This is a genomic window from Pseudomonas sp. TH15 (assembly GCF_016651105.1).
Taxonomy (GTDB): domain Bacteria; phylum Pseudomonadota; class Gammaproteobacteria; order Pseudomonadales; family Pseudomonadaceae; genus Aquipseudomonas.
The window spans coordinates 273,181-291,504 of the sequence record NZ_JAEKEL010000001.1; the positions used below are offsets into that span (position 1 = coordinate 273,181).

The 18,324-nt window shown below is 61.0% G+C and carries 15 protein-coding genes; 11 read left to right on the forward strand and 4 right to left on the reverse strand.

The window, feature by feature from the left end; all coding sequences use genetic code 11:
• The first annotated feature begins 75 nt into the window (after positions 1-75).
• A complete protein-coding gene (locus tag JFT87_RS01285) occupies positions 76-4,392 on the forward strand; it encodes a DEAD/DEAH box helicase (protein WP_201198210.1) in 4,317 nt (1,438 codons plus the stop codon).
• Between the two features lie 135 nt (positions 4,393-4,527).
• Here JFT87_RS01285 and JFT87_RS01290 read toward each other — a convergent pair whose 3' ends face one another.
• Positions 4,528-6,654, reverse strand: a complete 2,127-nt coding sequence (locus JFT87_RS01290; protein WP_201198211.1) for a mechanosensitive ion channel family protein — start codon at positions 6,652-6,654, stop codon at positions 4,528-4,530.
• Between the two features lie 301 nt (positions 6,655-6,955).
• Between JFT87_RS01290 and JFT87_RS01295 the strand changes: the two genes are divergently transcribed.
• Genes JFT87_RS01295 through JFT87_RS01310 form a run of 4 tightly spaced genes read left to right on the forward strand, consistent with a single transcriptional unit; the run spans position 6,956 to position 10,927 of the window.
• Positions 6,956-7,882 carry a DUF72 domain-containing protein gene (locus JFT87_RS01295; protein ID WP_201198212.1) on the forward strand — a complete coding sequence of 309 codons (927 nt, stop codon included), beginning with the start codon at positions 6,956-6,958 and terminating at the stop codon, positions 7,880-7,882.
• A complete protein-coding gene (locus tag JFT87_RS01300; RefSeq protein WP_201198213.1) occupies positions 7,879-8,676 on the forward strand; it encodes an endonuclease/exonuclease/phosphatase family protein in 798 nt (265 codons plus the stop codon). The genes JFT87_RS01295 and JFT87_RS01300 overlap by 4 nt, the downstream gene beginning before the upstream one ends.
• The gene (gene clsB / locus JFT87_RS01305; RefSeq protein ID WP_201198214.1) at positions 8,673-9,944 is read left to right on the forward strand and encodes a cardiolipin synthase ClsB; all 1,272 of its coding nucleotides are present in this window, start codon (positions 8,673-8,675) and stop codon (positions 9,942-9,944) included. Before JFT87_RS01300 ends, clsB begins: the two co-directional genes overlap by 4 nt.
• The gene (locus tag JFT87_RS01310; RefSeq protein WP_201198215.1) at positions 9,941-10,927 is read left to right on the forward strand and encodes a lysylphosphatidylglycerol synthase domain-containing protein; all 987 of its coding nucleotides are present in this window, start codon (positions 9,941-9,943) and stop codon (positions 10,925-10,927) included. Before clsB ends, JFT87_RS01310 begins: the two co-directional genes overlap by 4 nt.
• Before the next feature lie 111 nt (positions 10,928-11,038).
• Here JFT87_RS01310 and JFT87_RS01315 read toward each other — a convergent pair whose 3' ends face one another.
• From JFT87_RS01315 to JFT87_RS01325, 3 genes are all read right to left on the reverse strand, one after another.
• Positions 11,039-11,797, reverse strand: a complete 759-nt coding sequence (locus JFT87_RS01315) for an alpha/beta hydrolase family protein (RefSeq protein ID WP_201198216.1) — start codon at positions 11,795-11,797, stop codon at positions 11,039-11,041.
• The gene (locus JFT87_RS01320; protein WP_201198217.1) at positions 11,787-12,896 is read right to left on the reverse strand and encodes a DUF3182 family protein; all 1,110 of its coding nucleotides are present in this window, start codon (positions 12,894-12,896) and stop codon (positions 11,787-11,789) included. The genes JFT87_RS01315 and JFT87_RS01320 overlap by 11 nt, the downstream gene beginning before the upstream one ends.
• Before the next feature lie 282 nt (positions 12,897-13,178).
• Positions 13,179-14,177, reverse strand: a complete 999-nt coding sequence (locus tag JFT87_RS01325; protein ID WP_201198218.1) for a GlxA family transcriptional regulator — start codon at positions 14,175-14,177, stop codon at positions 13,179-13,181.
• Positions 14,178-14,278: 101 nt separating this feature from the next.
• Between JFT87_RS01325 and JFT87_RS01330 the strand changes: the two genes are divergently transcribed.
• The 6 genes from JFT87_RS01330 (at position 14,279) to JFT87_RS01355 (ending at position 18,324) form a co-directional block, all read left to right on the forward strand.
• A complete protein-coding gene (locus JFT87_RS01330) occupies positions 14,279-14,833 on the forward strand; it encodes a cysteine hydrolase family protein (RefSeq protein ID WP_201198219.1) in 555 nt (184 codons plus the stop codon).
• Positions 14,834-15,075: 242 nt separating this feature from the next.
• The gene (locus tag JFT87_RS01335) at positions 15,076-15,657 is read left to right on the forward strand and encodes a YjfI family protein (protein ID WP_201198220.1); all 582 of its coding nucleotides are present in this window, start codon (positions 15,076-15,078) and stop codon (positions 15,655-15,657) included.
• 24 nt (positions 15,658-15,681) lie between these two features.
• Positions 15,682-16,380 carry a PspA/IM30 family protein gene (locus tag JFT87_RS01340; protein ID WP_201198221.1) on the forward strand — a complete coding sequence of 233 codons (699 nt, stop codon included), beginning with the start codon at positions 15,682-15,684 and terminating at the stop codon, positions 16,378-16,380.
• A 158-nt stretch (positions 16,381-16,538) separates the two neighbouring features.
• Positions 16,539-17,177, forward strand: a complete 639-nt coding sequence (locus tag JFT87_RS01345; protein ID WP_201198222.1) for a DUF2491 family protein — start codon at positions 16,539-16,541, stop codon at positions 17,175-17,177.
• A 14-nt stretch (positions 17,178-17,191) separates the two neighbouring features.
• Positions 17,192-17,617: a DUF350 domain-containing protein gene (locus JFT87_RS01350; protein ID WP_201198223.1), complete on the forward strand. Its 426-nt coding sequence runs from the start codon at positions 17,192-17,194 to the stop codon at positions 17,615-17,617.
• A 17-nt stretch (positions 17,618-17,634) separates the two neighbouring features.
• Positions 17,635-18,324 carry a DUF1190 domain-containing protein gene (locus JFT87_RS01355; protein WP_201198224.1) on the forward strand — a complete coding sequence of 230 codons (690 nt, stop codon included), beginning with the start codon at positions 17,635-17,637 and terminating at the stop codon, positions 18,322-18,324.

Consider the following 18,324-nt stretch of genomic DNA (forward strand, 5'->3'; position numbering starts at 1 on the left):
GATGAGGCCCTGGCAGACGCTGAAGATCCTGAGCGGTACTTGCATCTTCGCCCCTGCGACCGCATAACTTAAGCCATGAATCTGCCCCTTCCCACGGACGCGGCCCTGGCCGGCTTCCACCCCGCCGTCAGTGCCTGGTTCAGCAAGACCTTCCCGACGGTCACCGCCGCCCAGGCCCGGGCGTGGCCGTTGATTCGCCAACGCCGTTCGACCTTGATCGCTGCGCCCACCGGTTCCGGCAAAACCCTGACCGCGTTCCTCGCCGTGCTCGACGATCTGGTTCACCAAGGGCTAGAGAACAACGGCAAGCTGCCGGACCAAACCCTGGTGGTCTACGTTTCGCCGCTCAAGGCGCTGTCCAACGACATACAGATCAACCTGCAAAACCCGCTGGCCGGCATCACCGAGCAATTGCGCGTGATGGGCCTGCCCCAATTGCAGATCAACACCGCCGTGCGTACCGGCGACACCCCGCAAAAAGATCGCTCGGCGATGCGCAAGACCGCGCCGCACATTCTGGTGACCACCCCGGAATCCCTTTACGTGCTGCTCGGTTCCGATTCCGGCCGAAAAATGCTCGGCACCACGCACACGGTCATCGTCGACGAAATCCACGCCATCGCCGCGAGTAAACGCGGCAGCCACTTGGCGCTGAGCCTGGAGCGCTTGCAGGCGCTCTGCCCGCAACCACTGATGCGTATCGGCCTGTCTGCCACGCAAAAACCCATCGAAGCGGTCTCGCGCTTTCTCGTCGGCCGCGACCGGCCCTGCGAAATCATCGACATCGGCCACGCCCGCCCAAGGGACCTGGGCATCGAAGTGCCGCCAGTGCCGCTCTCGGCAGTGATGGCCAACGATGTTTGGGAATTGGTTTACGACCGTCTCGCCACCCTCGCTCGTGAACACCGCACCACGCTGATTTTCGTCAACACCCGGCGCCTGGCCGAACGCCTGAGCCGGCACTTGAGCGAACGTTTGGGCAAGGACGCCGTGGCCGCGCACCACGGCAGCCTGGCCAAGGAGTTTCGCCTCGACGCCGAACAACGGCTCAAACGCGGCGAGCTGCAAGTGCTGATCGCCACGGCCTCGTTGGAGTTGGGGATTGATATCGGCGATGTCGATCTGGTCTGTCAGATCGCCTCGCCGCGTTCGATTGCAGGCTTTCTGCAACGGGTCGGTCGATCCGGGCACCAGGTCGGCGGCACGCCCAAGGGCCGGTTGTTCGCCACTACCCGCGATGACTTGATCGAGTGCGCCGCGCTGCTCGACTGCGTGCGCCGGGGCGAACTCGACACGTTGCTGATCCCCGTGGCGCCGCTGGACGTGCTGGCGCAGCAGATCATCGCCGAGGTCAGTTGCCAGGAATGGCAGGAGCAGCCGCTGCTGGAAATGTTCCGCCATGCCTCGCCCTACGCCAACCTCGACGAAAAACACTATCAAGCGCTGCTGCAGATGCTTGCCGAGGGCTACAACGGTCGCCAGGGCATCCGTAGCGCTTATCTGCATCGCGACGCCGTGAGCCGCACCCTGCGCGGTCGCCGTGGCGCCAAACTGACCGCCGTCACCAGTGGCGGGACGATTCCGGACAACGCCGACTACAGCGTGCTGCTGGAGCCCCAAGGGCTGAACATCGGCAGTGTCAACGAAGACTTCGCGGTGGAAAGCATCGCCGGCGACGTCTTCCAACTCGGCAACACGTCCTATCGAATCCTGCGGGTGGAAACCGGCAAGGTCCGGGTCGAAGACGCCCAAGGCCAGCCGCCGACGATTCCGTTCTGGCTCGGAGAAGCGCCGGGGCGCAGCGCGGAGTTGTCGTTTGCCGTGGCGCGCCTGCAAGCGCAACTCGATGAACTGCTCGGCGCCACCCCCGGCAATTTGCAACCAGCGCTCGACTGGCTGACCGAAATCCTCGGCCTGAACCTGGCCAGCGCCGATCAACTGGTGGATTACCTCGCTCGCGCACGCCTGACGTTGGGCGCCCTGCCGTCTCAGGACACGCTGCTGATGGAGCGGTTTTTCGACGAGTCTGGCGGCACCCAACTGATCATCCACACCCCGTTTGGCAGCCGAATCAACCGCGCCTGGGGCCTGGCCCTGCGCAAGCGCTTCTGCCGCACCTTCAACTTTGAATTGCAGGCTGCCGCCAGTGAAGACGCCATCGTCCTGTCGCTGTCCACCAGCCACAGCTTTGAACTTGATGACGTCTGGCGCTACCTGCACAGCAACAGCGCCGAGCACCTCCTGATTCAAGCGGTGCTCGAGGCGCCGTTGTTCGGCGTGCGCTGGCGCTGGAATGCCGGGGTGGCGTTGGCGCTGCCGCGTTATAGCGGCGGACGCAAAGTCCCGCCGCAGATCCAGCGGATGAAAAGCGAAGACCTGATCGCCAACGTGTTTCCCGATCAGATCGCTTGCGTCGAAAATCTTGCGGGCGAACGGGAGATTCCCGACCATCCGCTGGTGGAACAAACCCTCGACGATTGCCTGCACGAAGCCATGGACACCGAAGGCTGGCTGACACTGTTACGGCGTATGGAACGGGGCGAAATCCGCCTGATCAGCCGCGATTTGCCGGCGCCCTCGCCGCTAGCGGCAGAAATTCTCAGCGCCCGACCCTACACCTTTCTCGACGATGCGCCGCTGGAGGAACGCCGCACCCAAGCGGTGCTCAACCGGCGCTGGAGCGACCCGCAATCCACCGATGACCTCGGCGCACTGGATGCCGAAGCGATTCAAGCCGTACGCGATGAAGCCTGGCCAGCGCCCACTGGCATCGATGAAATGCATGAGGCGTTGATGAGCCTGGCGTGCATCAGCGATGCCGAAGCTAAAGCCAACCCTCATTGGCTCGATTGGCTGAATGCCCTGGCCGACAGTGGCCGCGCCAGCCGTTTGCAGATCAATGCCGGGCAATCGTTGTGGTTGGCGCTGGAGCGGTTGACCTGCCTGCGGGCGATTTATCCACAGGCGATTTTGCTGCCGCCGCTGGAAGCGTTGCCCGGTTTCGATGAAGTCTGGGAAACCGATGAAGCGGTGCTGGAAGTGATCCGTGCGCGGCTCAGTGCGTTTGGGCCGTTACCGCTGAACGCGATTGCCGAACCGCTGGGCTTACCGGCGACTCAGGTCACTCAAGCCCTGGCGCAACTGGAGCGCGAAGGCTATGTGCTGCGCGGGCAATTCAGCCCCGGCGCCGACATTGAGGAATGGTGCGAACGGCATCTGCTGGCGCGGATTCATCGCTACACGGTCAAGCGTCTGCGCCGGGAAATCGAGCCGGTGGCGTTGCAGGATTTCATGCGGTTTCTGTTCGACTGGCAGCATTTGTCCAGCGCTACACAAGGTCAGGGCAGTGCAGTGTTGCCGGCGATCATTGGTCAATTCGAAGGCTACCCCGCTGCCGCTTCAGCCTGGGACAGCGACATTCTGCCGGCGCGGCTCAAGGACTATTCGGCGAGTTGGCTGGATGACCTGTGCCGCAGCGGCAAACTGGTGTGGACACGCCTGACCGCCCGCAACAAGAGCGCCAGCACGGCGCTGCGCAGTACGCCGATTCTGCTGTTGCCGCGCAGTCAGGTCGGGTTGTGGAGCGGGCTGACCGAACAGACGCCGATCAGCGAGTTATCACCCAAAACGCAAAAGGTCTTCGAGGCGCTGAGCCAGCACGGCGCATTGTTTTTCGATGAGCTGATTCATGAAGCGCACCTGCTGCGCACCGAGCTGGAAATCGCCTTGCAGGAACTGGTGGGCGCCGGATTGGTGAATGCCGACAGCTTCGCCGGGCTGCGGGCACTGATCACCCCCGCGAGCAAACGCCAGCAACGCAGCAGCCGACGTGGGCGCGGAGCGTTTGTCGGCGGCATGGACGATGCCGGGCGCTGGGCCTTGTTGCGACGCGGGCCGCCGGCGCCGGTTGTGGATAACAAACGCCCGGCGCCGACACCCGCCGATACGCTGGAACATATCGCCATGACCTTGCTCCGGCGCTACGGCGTGGTGTTCTGGCGCTTGCTTGAGCGTGAGGCGGACTGGTTGCCGAGCTGGCGCGAATTGCTGCGCACCTTCCATCGGCTGGAAGCTCGCGGGGAGATTCGTGGCGGGCGGTTTGTCAGTGGTTTGGCGGGGGAACAGTTTGCATTGCCCGAGGCGATTCCGTTGTTGCGCGAAGTTCGGCGTCGGCCCCATGACGGGAGTTTGATAGCGGTGTGCGGGGTTGATCCGTTGAACCTTGCAGGGACGTTGCTGCCGGGAGTGAAAGTGCCGGCGCTGGCGAGTAATCGGTTGGTGTATCGAGATGGGTTGCCGGTGGCAGCGGAGATTGCCGGCAAGCAGGTTTTTTGGTTGGAGCTGGAGCAGCAGGCATCTGCCGAATTACATAGCAAACTCATCCGACATTGAGGTTGGCTGGGCAGGCCTCTTCGCGAGCAAGCCCGCTCCCACAGGGGATGTGTGTCGGTTACAAAGCTTCGGTCCGACATCGATCCACTGTGGGAGCGGGCTTGCTCGCGAAGGGGCCATCAGCACCAACCCACATCATTGAGTACGAGGCTGATCCGGCAACAACACCGGCGAATTGTCCGGCGCCGGCCCCTCTTCTTCCACTTCATCCATCCCACGCTTCGGAATAAAAACCTGCTGTGGATAAGTCTGCGCGAAATGCACCCACGGGCTGTTATCCACAAGCTTTTTCAGCCGCTGGTTAAACGCCCGGCTCACCGCATATTGCCCGCCCGAAACGGTGCGGAACTGCGCCGTCAGCACCACGCCGTTAAGGTCCATCTTATCGACGCCAAACACATCGAGCGGCCCTTGCAGGTTGTACTTGAGAAACGCGTCGTCACGGATCGAATCCCCCGCTTCGCGGATCAGCTCAATGGCCTTGTCCACGTCAGTGTCGTAGGTGAACTGCACCGAGAAAAACGCATAGGCAAACTGCCGCGATTGGTTGGTCACAGCCTTGATCTGGCCGAACGGTACCGAGTGCACAAAACCCTTGCCGTCCCGTAGGCGCAAGGTGCGGATGGTCAGGCCTTCGACGGTGCCGGCGTGGCCGGAGTCGAGTACCACCCAATCGCCGATCGACAGCGTGTCTTCGATGATGATGAACAACCCGGTGATCACGTCCTGGACCAGTTGCTGCGAGCCGAAACCAATGGCCAAACCGACCACACCGGCACCGGCCAGCAGGGGTGCGACGTTGATCCCCAGATTGGCCATGGTGGTGATCGCACAGATCACCACCAGGATGATTTTGACCGCGTTGCGCAGCAGCGGCAGGATGGTTTTTACCCGCGTACTCGGTTGGCGCGCCGCGCGTTTGCTGACCGGTGGTTTCAACGCTTCCTGAATCGCCGTGTCCATTACCACCCACAGCAGCCAAGTCACCAGGAAGATCAGACCGATGCTGCTCAGCGAATTACTGATTGCCCGGCCTATGGAATTTTCCTCTGCGAATTCGAACAGCGACACGCCCCAGATTCGCCCAAGAATCTCGATGAACGCTACCGCCATGACAATCCGCAGCAGCGCGTGCAGCAAGCTGAGAAAGCGTTCCTTGTAGGCGCTGCTGCGCTGGATTTTTTCGACTTTCCGGGATTTGAACAGGTGCTGGAAAATCGTGCTCAGGAACACCGTGGCAATCAGCAATATCGTGGTGAACAACGCACAGCGCAGGACTTTTTGATTGTCCTCGCCGACGCCGATCAGGTTGATCGCCGAGACCATCACCATCAACAGAATCGGCCAGTACCAGAGCCCGGAAAAGATCCGCAGGGATTCTTGCAGAGACGGTTGTTTGAGCCGTTGGGCCAACGGGCGGTTGCGAATCAGATGCGCCACCGGACGTCTTAGACGGATGACCAGATAACCGAAGATGATCGAGGCAAACAACCCGGTAAACACTGCGACGCTGCTGGTGATATTGCCACCCAGTTGCCGGGCGATCTGCGGACTGGTCAAGGCATCGCTAAGCGCTGCGAGGAAGCCGATCAGGAACAGTGGTTTGGGGCCGTAGTCACGAATGATCTGCACCGCTGGGCGCTTGTGGCCGGTGTTGAACATGACGATCACGCAGAGCAGCATCGAGGTCGAGAAAATGCCGCTGCTGGTGGCGTAGGCAAAACACAGCGCCAGTGCTCGGCCGGCCGAGGCCTGCAGGAAGTGACTGACGTAAAGGGTCAGCGGCAGACAGATCAGCGCCGGTATGGTGTACGGCATCAAATAGCCGAGCAAGTCCTGGCTGCGTTGGCGGGTGCGCAGCCAGTGGCCCTGGACCAGGCGCTTGGCCGCGAGGCCGCCGAGGACCGTGAGCAAGGCAAAGGTGCCGAGCCAGACGCCGGACAGCATCAGGAAATCGCCGGCCACACTCCAGCCGGAACGCGTCGAGGGCTGGTTGACCAGTTTGTCGACTTCATCGGCCGCCCGATCGGCCCGCAGGCGCCATGCGTCCACCAGGTTTTCGTTGAGGTCGAGTTTGTCCTGCACGTCGTCGATGCTGGAACTGATGGCCCCGAGCAGCCCGCCCTGGACCAGCGGCTCAGGCTTGGCAGGTGCTTGTGCGGTAGCAGCAGCGGGAATGCCCGGCAACGTGGCGGCTTCGATTTCGTTGGCGCCGAGAAACAGCAGTGCTCCCAGCACAATGGCGATCCTGAACTTGAGCAAAACTGCGACCTCCGGTGACTGAACCTGTAAGGAACTGATCGAAATTTGTGCGGCAAGTTCAAGAGCCCCTCCCCGACGATCGAGTCTTGAGATCCTGTGTAGGAGCAAAGCTTGCTCGCGAAAGCGTCCTTCCATTCAACATTGATGTTGGCTGGTCCGCCGCGTTCGCGAGCAAGCTCTGCTCCTACACGAGCCCGGTTGCACTCGTGATGACCGTCCGTAGTCCCGTCGAAACTTTCTGGTTTGCCCGGCAGTCATCCAAAGACAACGGCAGTAAGAGGGTCATTCGACGGGAGGGCACATGGCGGCGATTCATATCGGAATTTCAGGCTGGCGCTACACACCGTGGCGCGGGGGCTTCTACCCGAAGGGGTTGACCCAAAAGCGCGAATTGCAATTCGCCTCGCGGGCCGTCAACAGCATCGAAATCAATGGATCGTTCTACGCCCTGCAACGGCCCGAACGTTATGCCCTGTGGTACAGCGAAACCCCGCCGGGCTTCGTCTTCAGCGTCAAGGCTCCGCGCTTTATCACTCACATCAAACGCCTGCGGGACATCCATAAACCCCTGGCGAATTTCTTCGCCTCCGGGGTGCTGGAGCTCAAGGAAAAACTCGGCCCGATCCTCTGGCAATTCCCGCCCAGTTTCAAATTCGACGCCGAGTTGTTTGAACATTTCCTCGAACAACTGCCCCACAACACCGAGCAGGCCGCCACCCTCGCCCGTCAGCATGATTCGCACTTGCACGGCCACGCCAGCCTGAAGGCCCACGGGAAAAAGCCGCTGCGCCACGCCGTGGAAATTCGCAACGAGAGCTTCGTCGACCCGGCCTTCATTCGCCTGCTCAAGCGCTACAACGCGGCCCTGGTGATCGCCGACACCGCCGGCAAATGGCCGTACCGCGAAGACCTCACCAGCGATTTCGTCTACCTGCGGCTGCACGGTGCCGAAGAGCTCTACGCCAGCGGCTACACGCCCCAGGCGCTGAAACATTGGGGCGACCGGATCGACGCCTGGAATCACGGCCAGCAACCGAGCGACCCACACTTGATCGCGCCAAGACAAAAGCCCAAGGCGCGCAAATCCCGGGAAGTGTTCTGCTACTTCGATAACGACATCAAAGTCCGCGCGCCCTTCGACGCCCGCAGCCTGCTGGAGCGTTTCCATCTCGACAAAGACCTCGCCACCCGCCCCGGCGAACCTGCTGCCGAAGGAGTGCTGCCATGAGCATTTCCGAACCGGTCGGCGTCACCGACGAGCAGCAATCCATCATCGCTACCGTACGCCGGTTTACCGTGCTGACGGTCAACACTCACAAGGGCTTCACCGCGCTCAACCGGCGCTTCATCCTGCCCGAGCTGCGTGAAGCGGTGCGCAGTGTGTCCGCCGACGTGGTGTTTTTGCAGGAAGTCCACGGCACCCACGAACAGCATCCCCAGCGCTACAGCAACTGGCCGATGATGCCGCAATACGAATTCCTCGCCGACACGCTGTGGCCGCAGTTCGCCTATGGCCGCAACGCGGTGTACCCGGCGGGCGATCACGGCAATGCGTTGCTGTCGAAATTCCAGATCATCCGCCACGACAACCTCGACGTGTCCATCAGCGGTCACGAAAACCGTGGCTTGCTGCATTGCGTGCTGCGCCTGCCCGGTGACGGCCAGGAAGTACACGCCATTTGTGTGCACCTCGGGCTGCATGAAGCGCACCGCACGGAGCAACTGAAGCTGCTGGCCCGGCGCATCGCAGAGCTGCCAGGCGATGCGCCGGTGATCGTCGCGGGCGACTTCAATGACTGGCGCCAACGGGCCGATGCGCTGCTCAAACCCTGTGGCTTGCGCGAAGTCTTCGCCGAACACCAGGGCAAACCGGCCCGCAGTTTTCCGGCGCGCTGGCCGGTATTGCGCCTGGACCGCATCTACGTGCGCAACCTCAAGGCCAGCCGTCCGCAAGTGCTGGCGGCGCGGCCCTGGTCACATCTTTCCGACCATGCCCCGCTGTCGGTGGAGATCGAGCTATGAACAATCCCTCGATGGAAAAAGCCACTGCGGAACAGATTTCCGCGCCGCCGCGGGGCGAGCCGGCGGCGGTCGACGTTGTCTACGGCTGGCACGGGAACAACCGGGTCGAACTGCTGGAAAATGGTGAGGCGTACTTTCCACGAGTGTTTGAGGCGTTGCGCCAGGCCCAGACTGAAATCCTGCTGGAGACCTTCATTCTGTTCGAGGACAAGGTCGGCAATGAGCTTCAGCAGATTCTGATTGAAGCGGCCGGGCGTGGCGTGCGCACCACCGTCAGCCTCGACGGCTTTGGTTGCGGCGAGTTGAGCACGGGGTTCCTCGCCGACCTGAACAAGGCCGGCGTGCATATCCAGATGTTCGACCCGGCGCCCAAGCATCTGGGCATCCGCACCAATTGGTTCCGGCGCTTGCACCGCAAGATTGTGGTGGTCGACGGCACGATTGCGTTCCTTGGCGGGATCAACTTTTCCGCCGACCATTTGGCCGATTTCGGCCCCGAGGCCAAGCAGGATTTTGCCGTTGAAGTACAAGGCCCGGCGGTGGCGGACATTCATCACTTCGCGCTTCTGCAAAGTGGTCGCCCGGCCCGGGCCAAGTATTGGTGGCAACGGCGCAAGCAACGGCGTGCGGAACTGGCATTCAACGACCATGACGGTCAGGTTCGGCTGGTCTACCGAGACAACGGTGACCATCGCACCGACATCGAGGAGGTTTATCGGCAAGTGTTGCGCAGTGCTCAGCGCCGCGTCGTGATCGCCAACGCCTACTTCTTTCCCGGTTTTCGTCTGCTGCGCGAGATCCGCAATGCCGCGCGCCGTGGCGTCGATGTGCGGCTGATTCTGCAAGGTCAGCCAGACATGCTGGTGGCGAAGATTGCCGCGCACATGACCTACGACTATTTGCTCAAGGCCGGCGTGCAGATTCACGAATATGGCGACCGCCCGTTGCACGGCAAAGTCGCACTGGTGGACGAGGACTGGAGCACGGTTGGTTCGAGCAACCTCGACCCGTTGAGCCTGTCGATGAACCTGGAAGCCAATGTGTTGATCCGCGATTGCGCGTTCAACCGCGAACTGTTCAAGCGCCTTGAAGATTTGAGTAATAACCACTGCAAAGCCATGGACGCCAGTCAATCACCGCGCGGGCGGGTCTGGCACATGACCGTCGGTTTTCTGGTGTTTCACTTCCTGCGGCATTTCCCGGCATGGGCCGGGTGGCTGCCGGCGCACAAGCCGCGGCTCAAGCCTTTTCGAGGTCATCGCTCATGAGCCATTCCGAAGCGCAAACGAGCCGTCACTCGGCGCCCGCCACGCACTCGAAATGGAGTCGCTGGAAAACGCCGCTGACGGTGCTGTTTTTCCTCGCGCTGATCGTGCTGTTCACGATGCTCGCCCAGCGTATCGAATGGAACGAAGTGTTCGACACCCTGGCCGATTTCAAGGTGCGCACGCTGATCATCGCCTCAGGGCTGACGCTGTTGAGCTTTCTGGTTTACGCCTGTTTCGATCTGATCGGCCGCACCTACATTCGCCAGGACCTGACCTGGAAACAGATCTTGCCGGTGGGGATCATCAGCTACGCCTTCAACCTCAACCTGAGTGCCTGGGTCGGCGGCATCGCCATGCGTTATCGACTGTATTCGCGGCTCGGGGTGAGCAAAGGCAACATCGCGAAAATCCTCGGCTTGAGCCTGGCGACCAATTGGTTTGGCTACATGGTGATTGCCGGCGCAGTGTTCAGCAGCGGTCTGGTGCGAATGCCGCCGGGCTGGAAGTTGAGCAGTGATGCGTTGCAAGACGTCGGGGTTTTATTGTTGGTGGTGAGCGCGGGGTATCTGGCGGCGTGCCAGTTTTCCAAGCGGCGGGAATGGGCGATTCGCGGGGTGGAAATTAATCTGCCGTCGCTGCGCATGGCGGTGCTGCAACTGGCGCTTGGGGCGCTGAACTGGTCGTTGATGGCGGCGGTGATTTTCACTCTGCTGCCGAGCAAGCTCGACTATCCGCTGGTGCTGGGGGTGTTGTTGATCAGTGCGATTGCCGGGGTCATTACGCACATTCCGGCGGGGCTTGGGGTGCTGGAGGCGGTGTTTGTGGCGCTGCTGCAACATGAGGCATCGCGCGGGAGCCTGGTGGCGGGGTTGCTGGCTTATCGGGCGATTTATTTCATTTTGCCGTTGTTGATTACGCTGGTGATGTATTTGGTGGTGGAGGCCAAGGCGAAGGCGTTGCGGATTGAGAAGAAGCCTTCTTGAGACGTGTGGTGAAGCGAATGCCGCCTTCGCGAGCAAGCCCGCTCCCACATTTGATCGCGGTCTAATGTGGGAGCGGGCTTGCTCGCGAATGATCGTGAGACCACCACACATTCAACTGGATTGAATAATGCTCAACCGCTCACCCACCACCATTTCCGTAATCCAGTCCACCAGGATCGAGGTGTAGGCCTGTTGCGAAATGGGGTCGCTGAGGGCGTGATCGGCGCCGTCGATGATGCGGTGAGTCAGCGAATGAGTCTGCTGGCACGCCGCCCGATAACTCATGATGGTCGCGTGAGGGATGTGGTCGTCGGTCTCCGATTCCACCAACAACACATCCCCGGTAAACGCCGCGCAGGCATGCAGCGCCCGATTGTTGTCGGCGTGCACCAGCGTGCTGCGGTAATCGAGCAAATCCACCTTATCCAGATCGCGCTTGGGCGTGTGCCATTGTTCGTCGCGATACAGCGCCGGCACCCGCAGCGCCAGCCAGCGCACCGGGCGCAACGAGGTGAGAATCGCCGCCAGATAACCACCGTAACTGGTGCCCACCACCGCAATCGCCGAGGTGTCGAGGGCCGGGTGTGCGAGCAAGCGGTCATAGGCTGCCAGCAGGTCACGTAGGTTGTCATCGCGGGTCACTTTCGACAACGAAATGCCAGTGCCACCGGTATGCCCGCGCAGGTCGAAGGTCAAACAGACACAACCCAAACCGGCGATGCCTTTAGCCCGCTCCAGGTCCCGCTCCTGACTGCCGCCCCAGCCGTGCACAAACAGCACGCCCGGGACTTTCGATTTGGGACTGAGCACGTGCCCGACCATTTGTTCGCCGTCAATGTCGATTCCAATGGTTTCGCTTCTAGCCGTCATAGGATTTAACCGTTACGTACTTGAGAAGAAAGTCGCCGTTTTCCGCCGGGCCGCGATACACCTCGATGGCGTCCGCCGGCAGCGGCTGGTCGATGTAGGTCTCCACCGAAGACACGCAAATCGCGGGCATCCCAGGGTCGTTGACGAAACTCTGCAACGCCGCGACTTCGGCGCTGCTGGCACCGCCCATGCGCCAGGATTGTTCGAGCACGCCGCTGCGCTGCTTGCCGTTACTGTCCAGGCCTTGGGCGATGTCGTAGTTGCGTCGCGAGGCGTAGAAACCGGGATAGGCCTCGTCGGCGGCACTGTCGAACACCTGGGCTTGCTGGATCGCCAACCGCACATCGTCGGGCAATTCCAGTTTCAGTAAGTCTGCGTAGTAGCCCTGCACCACCAGCAGGTTGGAACCACCATAGACCTGCTCGCCCTGACTGTCCTCGGTCAAGTATTGATCACCGCAGTAGCTCAACACTTTATCGCCGATGAACGCCTGGCCGACGCTGTGGGTGACGACCTTTTGCAGATCCTGCTCCAACACTACGCCTTCGGTGAAGAGCTGTTCGGCGTCGGGCCGGGCGAGGATGGCGTCGAACTGGTCGAGGCTCTTGATCACTTCCTGACCACGCCCGGCGCAGGCGTGAATCGGCTTGAGGCGGATCGGCCCGCTGTAGAGCAAGTGCTCCGCCGCCGGCCGGGCGTCCTCAAGGGAAAATACGCTGAGACCATCGAGCACGACACTGCGCACCCGCTCGGAAAACAGCGGCGACCAGCCTTGCGGCGCATGAGCCAACCTATTGAGCAAACCGTGGCTGATGGCTTTGGTGCAGATGAAGTCATGGTCGACGTAGCCGCCCCACAAATCTTCGGGTCCTTTGACGCCCAATTGCCGAGCGGCCGCCGCGCCCACCAGCGTCTGGGTTGGTAGCAGGTAAAGATCACGACCACTGTGGAGTTCGAGGTCGTAGCTGCCGCCGTACTTGAGCCCGAGGATCTGCGCCAGCCAACGGGCCAGCGCACGATTGGTTTCGACTTCGTGCAACGGGGCTTGCGGTCGCACGGAATGGGCAACGACCAGTTTTTTGCGATTTGTTGGGGTCATGCGTCCCCCTCAATCTGCGCTTGATGAATGTAACTGGAGGGGTGCAGAGATCAGGCCAACGGCCGTTCCATGAAAACGCCAGGCTAATCAGAAACTTGCCGGCATCGTGCTGGCATCACGCCTGTTTCAATCTGCACGACCGCCGACAAAACCCCGGCAAATTGCACGATCCGAAACTTCACACGGCCCTTGTAGGAGCAGCGCTTGCTCGCGAAGGCGTAAAGTCAGTCGATACATTAGCCAATTGAATCAGCGCCTCCGCGAGCAGGCTCTGCTCCTACATTAGACATTCGCTGCTTTCGGGGTCGGGGTTACGCCGAACCGAGCCCGATAATCACTCGGCGCCAGCCCGGTGATTTTCTTGAACGTGGCGCGAAACGCGCTCGGGTCCTGATAGCCCACCGTCCAGGCGATGTGGTCGATGGTGCCGTTGGTGAATTCGAGCATTTCCCGGGCCTTGCCGACCCGCAGGTGCTGGCAATACTCGGTGGGCTTCAACCCGGTCGCCGCACGGAATCGACGCAGGAAGGTGCGCTCTTCCAGCCCGGCCCGCTCGGCCATCGCCGTCAGCGACACATCGGTCGCGCCGGTGCTTTGCAGCCAATGCTGGACCTTGAGAATCGACGCATCGCCATGGCTGAGAATCGGCGCAAAGTTACTGCCGCATTGGCTGGCACTGTCGCTGTGCTCCACCACCAGAAACCGCGCGGTGCTGGCGGCGATGCTCGGCCCGAGCAAGCGGTCGACCATACGCAGACCCAACTCGGACCAGGCCATCAGCCCAGCGGTGGTGATCAGGTCACCGTCATCGACGATGGGCGTATCGGCCTTGAGCTTGATCGCCGGGTAGCGTTCGGCGAAGGTTTTAGCCGAGGTCCAATGGGTCGTGGCGCTGCGCCCGTCGAGCAGGCCACTTTCGGCCAGCAGGATCGAGCCCACGCAAACGCCGCCCAGCGTTGCCCCTTGCGCATGTTGCTGACGAATCCAGCGGATCAGCCCTTGGGGTGCCTGACTCTCGGAAAACCCGCCAATCGACGGCGGGATCATCACCGCCACCAACGCCTTGTCCGGGCCGGGATGGCTGTCATACACCCGCTCGGGCGCCTGATCACCCTCGACCCGCCAATGACTGACTCGCAGCACCGGCAACTGCGCCGCCTGATGCTCGGCGGCGATCCGGTTGGCGACCCCGAACAGGTCCGTCAACCCATGCACCGCCGCCATCTGCGCGCCGGGATAGATCAGCACGCCCAGTTCGGCGACTGCCCTTTCTACGCCCATTGTCAGTTTTCCCCCTTCTATTGTCGGTGCGGCCAATCCTCGGAGAGTCGGTGAGCGCCAATACTTCATTCCACGCCCACACACACTTCGAGGAAACACCCATGGCCAAGCAAGCGCTCATCGTAGTCGATATCCAGAACGACTACTTCCCCCACGGCAAGTGGCCTCTGGTCGGTGCCGACGCTGCGGCGGACAACGCCGCCCGGATCATTCAGGCCTTCCGCGATGCCGGTGATTCGGTGGTGCACATCCGCCACGAGTTCACCTCCGACGACGCGCCGTTCTTCACCCCGGGCTCCGAAGGCGCGAAGCTGCACCCCAAAGTCCTCAACCGCGCCGACGAGCCGGTGGTGCTCAAGCACTTCGTCAATTCGTTCCGCGAAACCGATCTGGAAGCCATCCTTGATGAGCAAGGCATCGAGAACCTGGTGATCGTCGGCAGCATGAGCCACATGTGCGTCGATGGCGTTACTCGTGCAGCCGCCGACCTTGGCTACACCGTGACGGTGATTCACGACGCCTGCGCCACCCGCGACCTGGAGTTCAATGGCTTTACGGTTCCAGCGGCTCATGTTCACGCCGCTTTTATGTCGTCTCTGGGTTTCGCCTATGCCAGCGTGGTCTCCGCTGACGAATTTCTGGGCGCCCATCGCTAAGCAACAACTTGCAAATTGTCTGAAACAACAAGGGCCCGCCTCGCTGCGGGCCTTTTTTCGTCTGCCATAAAAAACTCACGCGTGAGTCATTGATGGCATTTTGAATTGGTTGTAGTGTGGCTCACGCGTGAGATGTCCATAACCGAGTCGTTGCCATGAAAAGCCGTTCCCCCACCGCAAAATCAGAAAGCCCGACGGGAGAGCGCTCGAAACCGTCCGCGAAAAAACCGTCGAGCTTTTATATGAAGCAGATGCGTGCGGGCCTGGGTGCTGCCGGTTATGTGAAACACGAGACTTGGGTGCTTCCCGAAAACCGAAGCCTGCTCAAGCAGATGGAGAAACAGCTACGCCAACCGATTCTGGCTGGCTCATTCATGTCGGAGAATTACATGAGCGCAGGTACTAACTGGAACATCGACCGCCTCTTCAGCGCCTTCCAGGCCCTTGATGAAGTGGTTTCGAACGACATCACTCTGTCCCTCGTCCAGGGCTCCGAGTCGAGCATCAAGCTGGAAATGAACGACTTCGGTGGCTTGCCAATTTACATCGCAGTCGTGGGCGAGCAGATCATCGTCGACACCGTGCTGGTGGACGTCGAGACGATCAAGGACGTACCGGCCTTCAACGATGCCGTCCTGCGCAGCCGTGAGTTGTTCCCGTTGTCCTCGATCGGTATCGAGTCGATGCCCAACGGGCAGGTCGTCTACAACATGTTCGGCGCGCTCAGCTCCGATTCGAGCCTGACCAACGTCGTGACCGAGGTCAAAACCCTCGTCGACAATGTGCAGCGCGCCAGCGAAGCCTTTGAACGTTTCTTCCATTAATTTTTCAGGAACAGGGAATATCCAATGACACAGTCCATCTGGAGCAAATTGTTCACCGCGCTGCGTGGCGGTGCCACCGAAGTCGGCGAATCCATCGTCGACCAACAGGCCCTGCGCATCCTCGACCAGGAAATTCGCGATGCTGACAGCGCCCTGGCCAACGCCAAGCGCGAACTGGTCACCATCATGGCCAAGCACAAACTGTCGGCTGACCGCGTGGCCGAGTACAACGCCAAGATCAAGGACCTGGAAACCAAGGCCATGGCCGCGATCCAGGCCAACCGTGAAGACCTGGCGATGGAAGTGGCTGAAGCCATTTCGACCCTGACCAATGAACTCGATGTTGAACAAAAGCAGGCCACCGAATTCGGCGGTTACGCAGACAACATGCGCAAAGACATCACCAAGGCCGAAAGCCGCATCAAAAGCCTGCGCCAGCAAGTGGACATGGCCAAGGCCCGCGAAAGCGTACAGAAAGCCCAGGTCAGCGCTTCGATCGCCAGTGGCGGCGCCAACGGCAAGCTCGAAACCGCCGTCGGTACACTGAACCGCCTGCAGGCCAAGCAGCAGCAACGCGCTGCTGAACTCGAAGCCCAGGACGAACTGGCCGACGCTTCGACCGGCACTGACCTGGAGCGCAAACTGCGCGAAGCCGGCATTACCCCGGATTCGGGCAGCGCCAACGCGATTCTTGAGCGTTTGAAGCAAAAGTCCACCCAATAACACCCATGCAGGAGCTGCCGTAGGCTGCGATCTTTTGATCTGTTGCTTAAAGATCAAAAGATCGCAGCCTGCGGCAGCTCCTGCATGAGGCTTGGGCCGGTACACTAGCCGCGTTTTTTTACCGACGAACACCTCCACCCGCTTCAAGGAATGTACCCATGGGATGGTTTAAAGATTTGCTGGGCAGCCACGCGGCGCCAACGCCAGCCGTTGCCATCGGCCCGCTCGGGATGGCCCAGGGCAAAGGCCTCAGGTTCGATTCGACCCTGGCACTGCTGCTCGACGGTTCAACCACGGTGCGAGTGCCCCTTGACCAGGCGATCTGGAGCGCGGGCTGGATCGACCTCGGACAGTCCAACAAACTGCACCGCTATTACACCAACGACGAGGATTTCTGGGTGCAGATCCACGTCACTGGCGATGACCAGATCGAGTCGGTCATCCTGTTCAACTACCTCAGCTACGTCACCGTCAACAGCGATGCCGAATTGCAGCGCCTGGCGGGCGCGAACAGTCCGATCGGGCTGCCGACCTACACCCATAACGGCATCGAATACGCCCGCGAGTGGGGCACCGAGAACGGCCAGACGGAATTGGTCCCGCTCAGCGAGCGCGTCGTCAACCCGGACGAGTCCTACACCATTGAGCACCGCTCGATGCTGTATGCCCGCGAAACCGGCCTGACCGATCGGCGCGAGTTGTTGCTGTTTTCCGTGGAGGAAGACGCAGAAGGCACCATCAGCCTGAGCACCTCGCTGGGTATTTCGCTGTACACAACCGATCTGAACATTCTTTAAAAAGGAAGATTCCCATGCTTGAAGCGCTCTCCATCTCCCTGAACAAGGCCGCCGTGGTCGGGTTTGTTTTGTACATCCTCGGTGCCGCCGTGCTGTTCGCGCTGTTCCAATTCGTCTACACCCGCATCACACCGCACAAAGAATTCGAACTGATCCGTTCGGGCAACGTTGCGGCTGCAATTGCCCTGGGTGGCGCGATCATCGGCTTCGCTATTCCGGCCAGCAATGTGATTGCCTACTCGATCAGCATCCTCGACTTCGTGGTCTGGGCGGTGATCGCAGCCTTCGTCCAGTTGCTGGCATTCCTGATGACCAGCCTGGTGCTCAAAGGCACTTCCGAACGCATCCGCAAAGGTGAAGTCGCTGCCGGCATCTATGTCGCAGCGGTAGCCATCAGCGTCGGCATGCTGAACGCCGCGTGCATGACTCCTTCCAACTGACCGGCAGGAAGCCCTCGATGAAACGAAGCAAATACGTTCAGTTATCCCTCGCGGCGTCGGTGGCCCTGGCCATTTCCGGCGAAGCGGCGGCCGTGGATCAACCACGCAGTTTCCAAAGCGTGGAACAGTGCGTCGATGCCGAAGTCGCGGCCGATGTCTGCTCCAACGCCTACGTCGCCGCCTTGACCGAGCACCGACGCATCGCCCCCGCGTACGACGACAAGGACAAATGCGATGCGGATTTCGCCGCCGATTGGTGTCAGAAAAATTCTGCCGGTCGTTTCGCACCCAAACTCGGCGGCTTTAAAGTGCCGCACAACGCTGAAGCAGCGCAGGATCTCGACGCCATTGCCGATGCGCAAATGCCCGCAGGTGATGCCGCGGCGGCGCAGAATGTGCAACCCACTGCCCACGCCTCCAGTGGCGCGGGTAATGGCTGGCTGAGCGGATGGCTGATCGGCAACGCGATGAGCAACAACGCGAACCGCACGGTTTACCGCGACCGCGATACTCGTCAGACCTACAACACCTCTACGCAGTCCCGCAAAATCGAATCGGCACCGCGCAGCCAGCCCGACTACGAGAGCAGCAAAAGCAAACCGGTGAACGTTGCATCTTCGACATCACGTGGCGGCTTCGGCAGTCAATCCACTGCGCGCAGCGGTTGGGGCGGCTGGGGTAGCAGTTCCGGTCGTTCGAGCAGCTGA

What these genes read in the sequence shown, in the direction of transcription:
- JFT87_RS01285 (WP_201198210.1), top strand. Translation starts at nt 76, where the DNA reads ATGAATCTGCCCCTTCCCACGGACGCGGCCCTGGCCGGCTTCCACCCC.
- JFT87_RS01295 (WP_201198212.1), top strand. Translation starts at nt 6,956, where the DNA reads ATGGCGGCGATTCATATCGGAATTTCAGGCTGGCGCTACACACCGTGG.
- JFT87_RS01300 (WP_201198213.1), top strand. Translation starts at nt 7,879, where the DNA reads ATGAGCATTTCCGAACCGGTCGGCGTCACCGACGAGCAGCAATCCATC.
- clsB (WP_201198214.1), top strand. Translation starts at nt 8,673, where the DNA reads ATGAACAATCCCTCGATGGAAAAAGCCACTGCGGAACAGATTTCCGCG.
- JFT87_RS01310 (WP_201198215.1), top strand. Translation starts at nt 9,941, where the DNA reads ATGAGCCATTCCGAAGCGCAAACGAGCCGTCACTCGGCGCCCGCCACG.
- JFT87_RS01315 (WP_201198216.1), bottom strand. Translation starts at nt 11,797, where the DNA reads ATGACGGCTAGAAGCGAAACCATTGGAATCGACATTGACGGCGAACAA.
- JFT87_RS01320 (WP_201198217.1), bottom strand. Translation starts at nt 12,896, where the DNA reads ATGACCCCAACAAATCGCAAAAAACTGGTCGTTGCCCATTCCGTGCGA.
- JFT87_RS01325 (WP_201198218.1), bottom strand. Translation starts at nt 14,177, where the DNA reads ATGGGCGTAGAAAGGGCAGTCGCCGAACTGGGCGTGCTGATCTATCCC.
- JFT87_RS01330 (WP_201198219.1), top strand. Translation starts at nt 14,279, where the DNA reads ATGGCCAAGCAAGCGCTCATCGTAGTCGATATCCAGAACGACTACTTC.
- JFT87_RS01335 (WP_201198220.1), top strand. Translation starts at nt 15,076, where the DNA reads ATGAAGCAGATGCGTGCGGGCCTGGGTGCTGCCGGTTATGTGAAACAC.
- JFT87_RS01340 (WP_201198221.1), top strand. Translation starts at nt 15,682, where the DNA reads ATGACACAGTCCATCTGGAGCAAATTGTTCACCGCGCTGCGTGGCGGT.
- JFT87_RS01345 (WP_201198222.1), top strand. Translation starts at nt 16,539, where the DNA reads ATGGGATGGTTTAAAGATTTGCTGGGCAGCCACGCGGCGCCAACGCCA.
- JFT87_RS01350 (WP_201198223.1), top strand. Translation starts at nt 17,192, where the DNA reads ATGCTTGAAGCGCTCTCCATCTCCCTGAACAAGGCCGCCGTGGTCGGG.
- JFT87_RS01355 (WP_201198224.1), top strand. Translation starts at nt 17,635, where the DNA reads ATGAAACGAAGCAAATACGTTCAGTTATCCCTCGCGGCGTCGGTGGCC.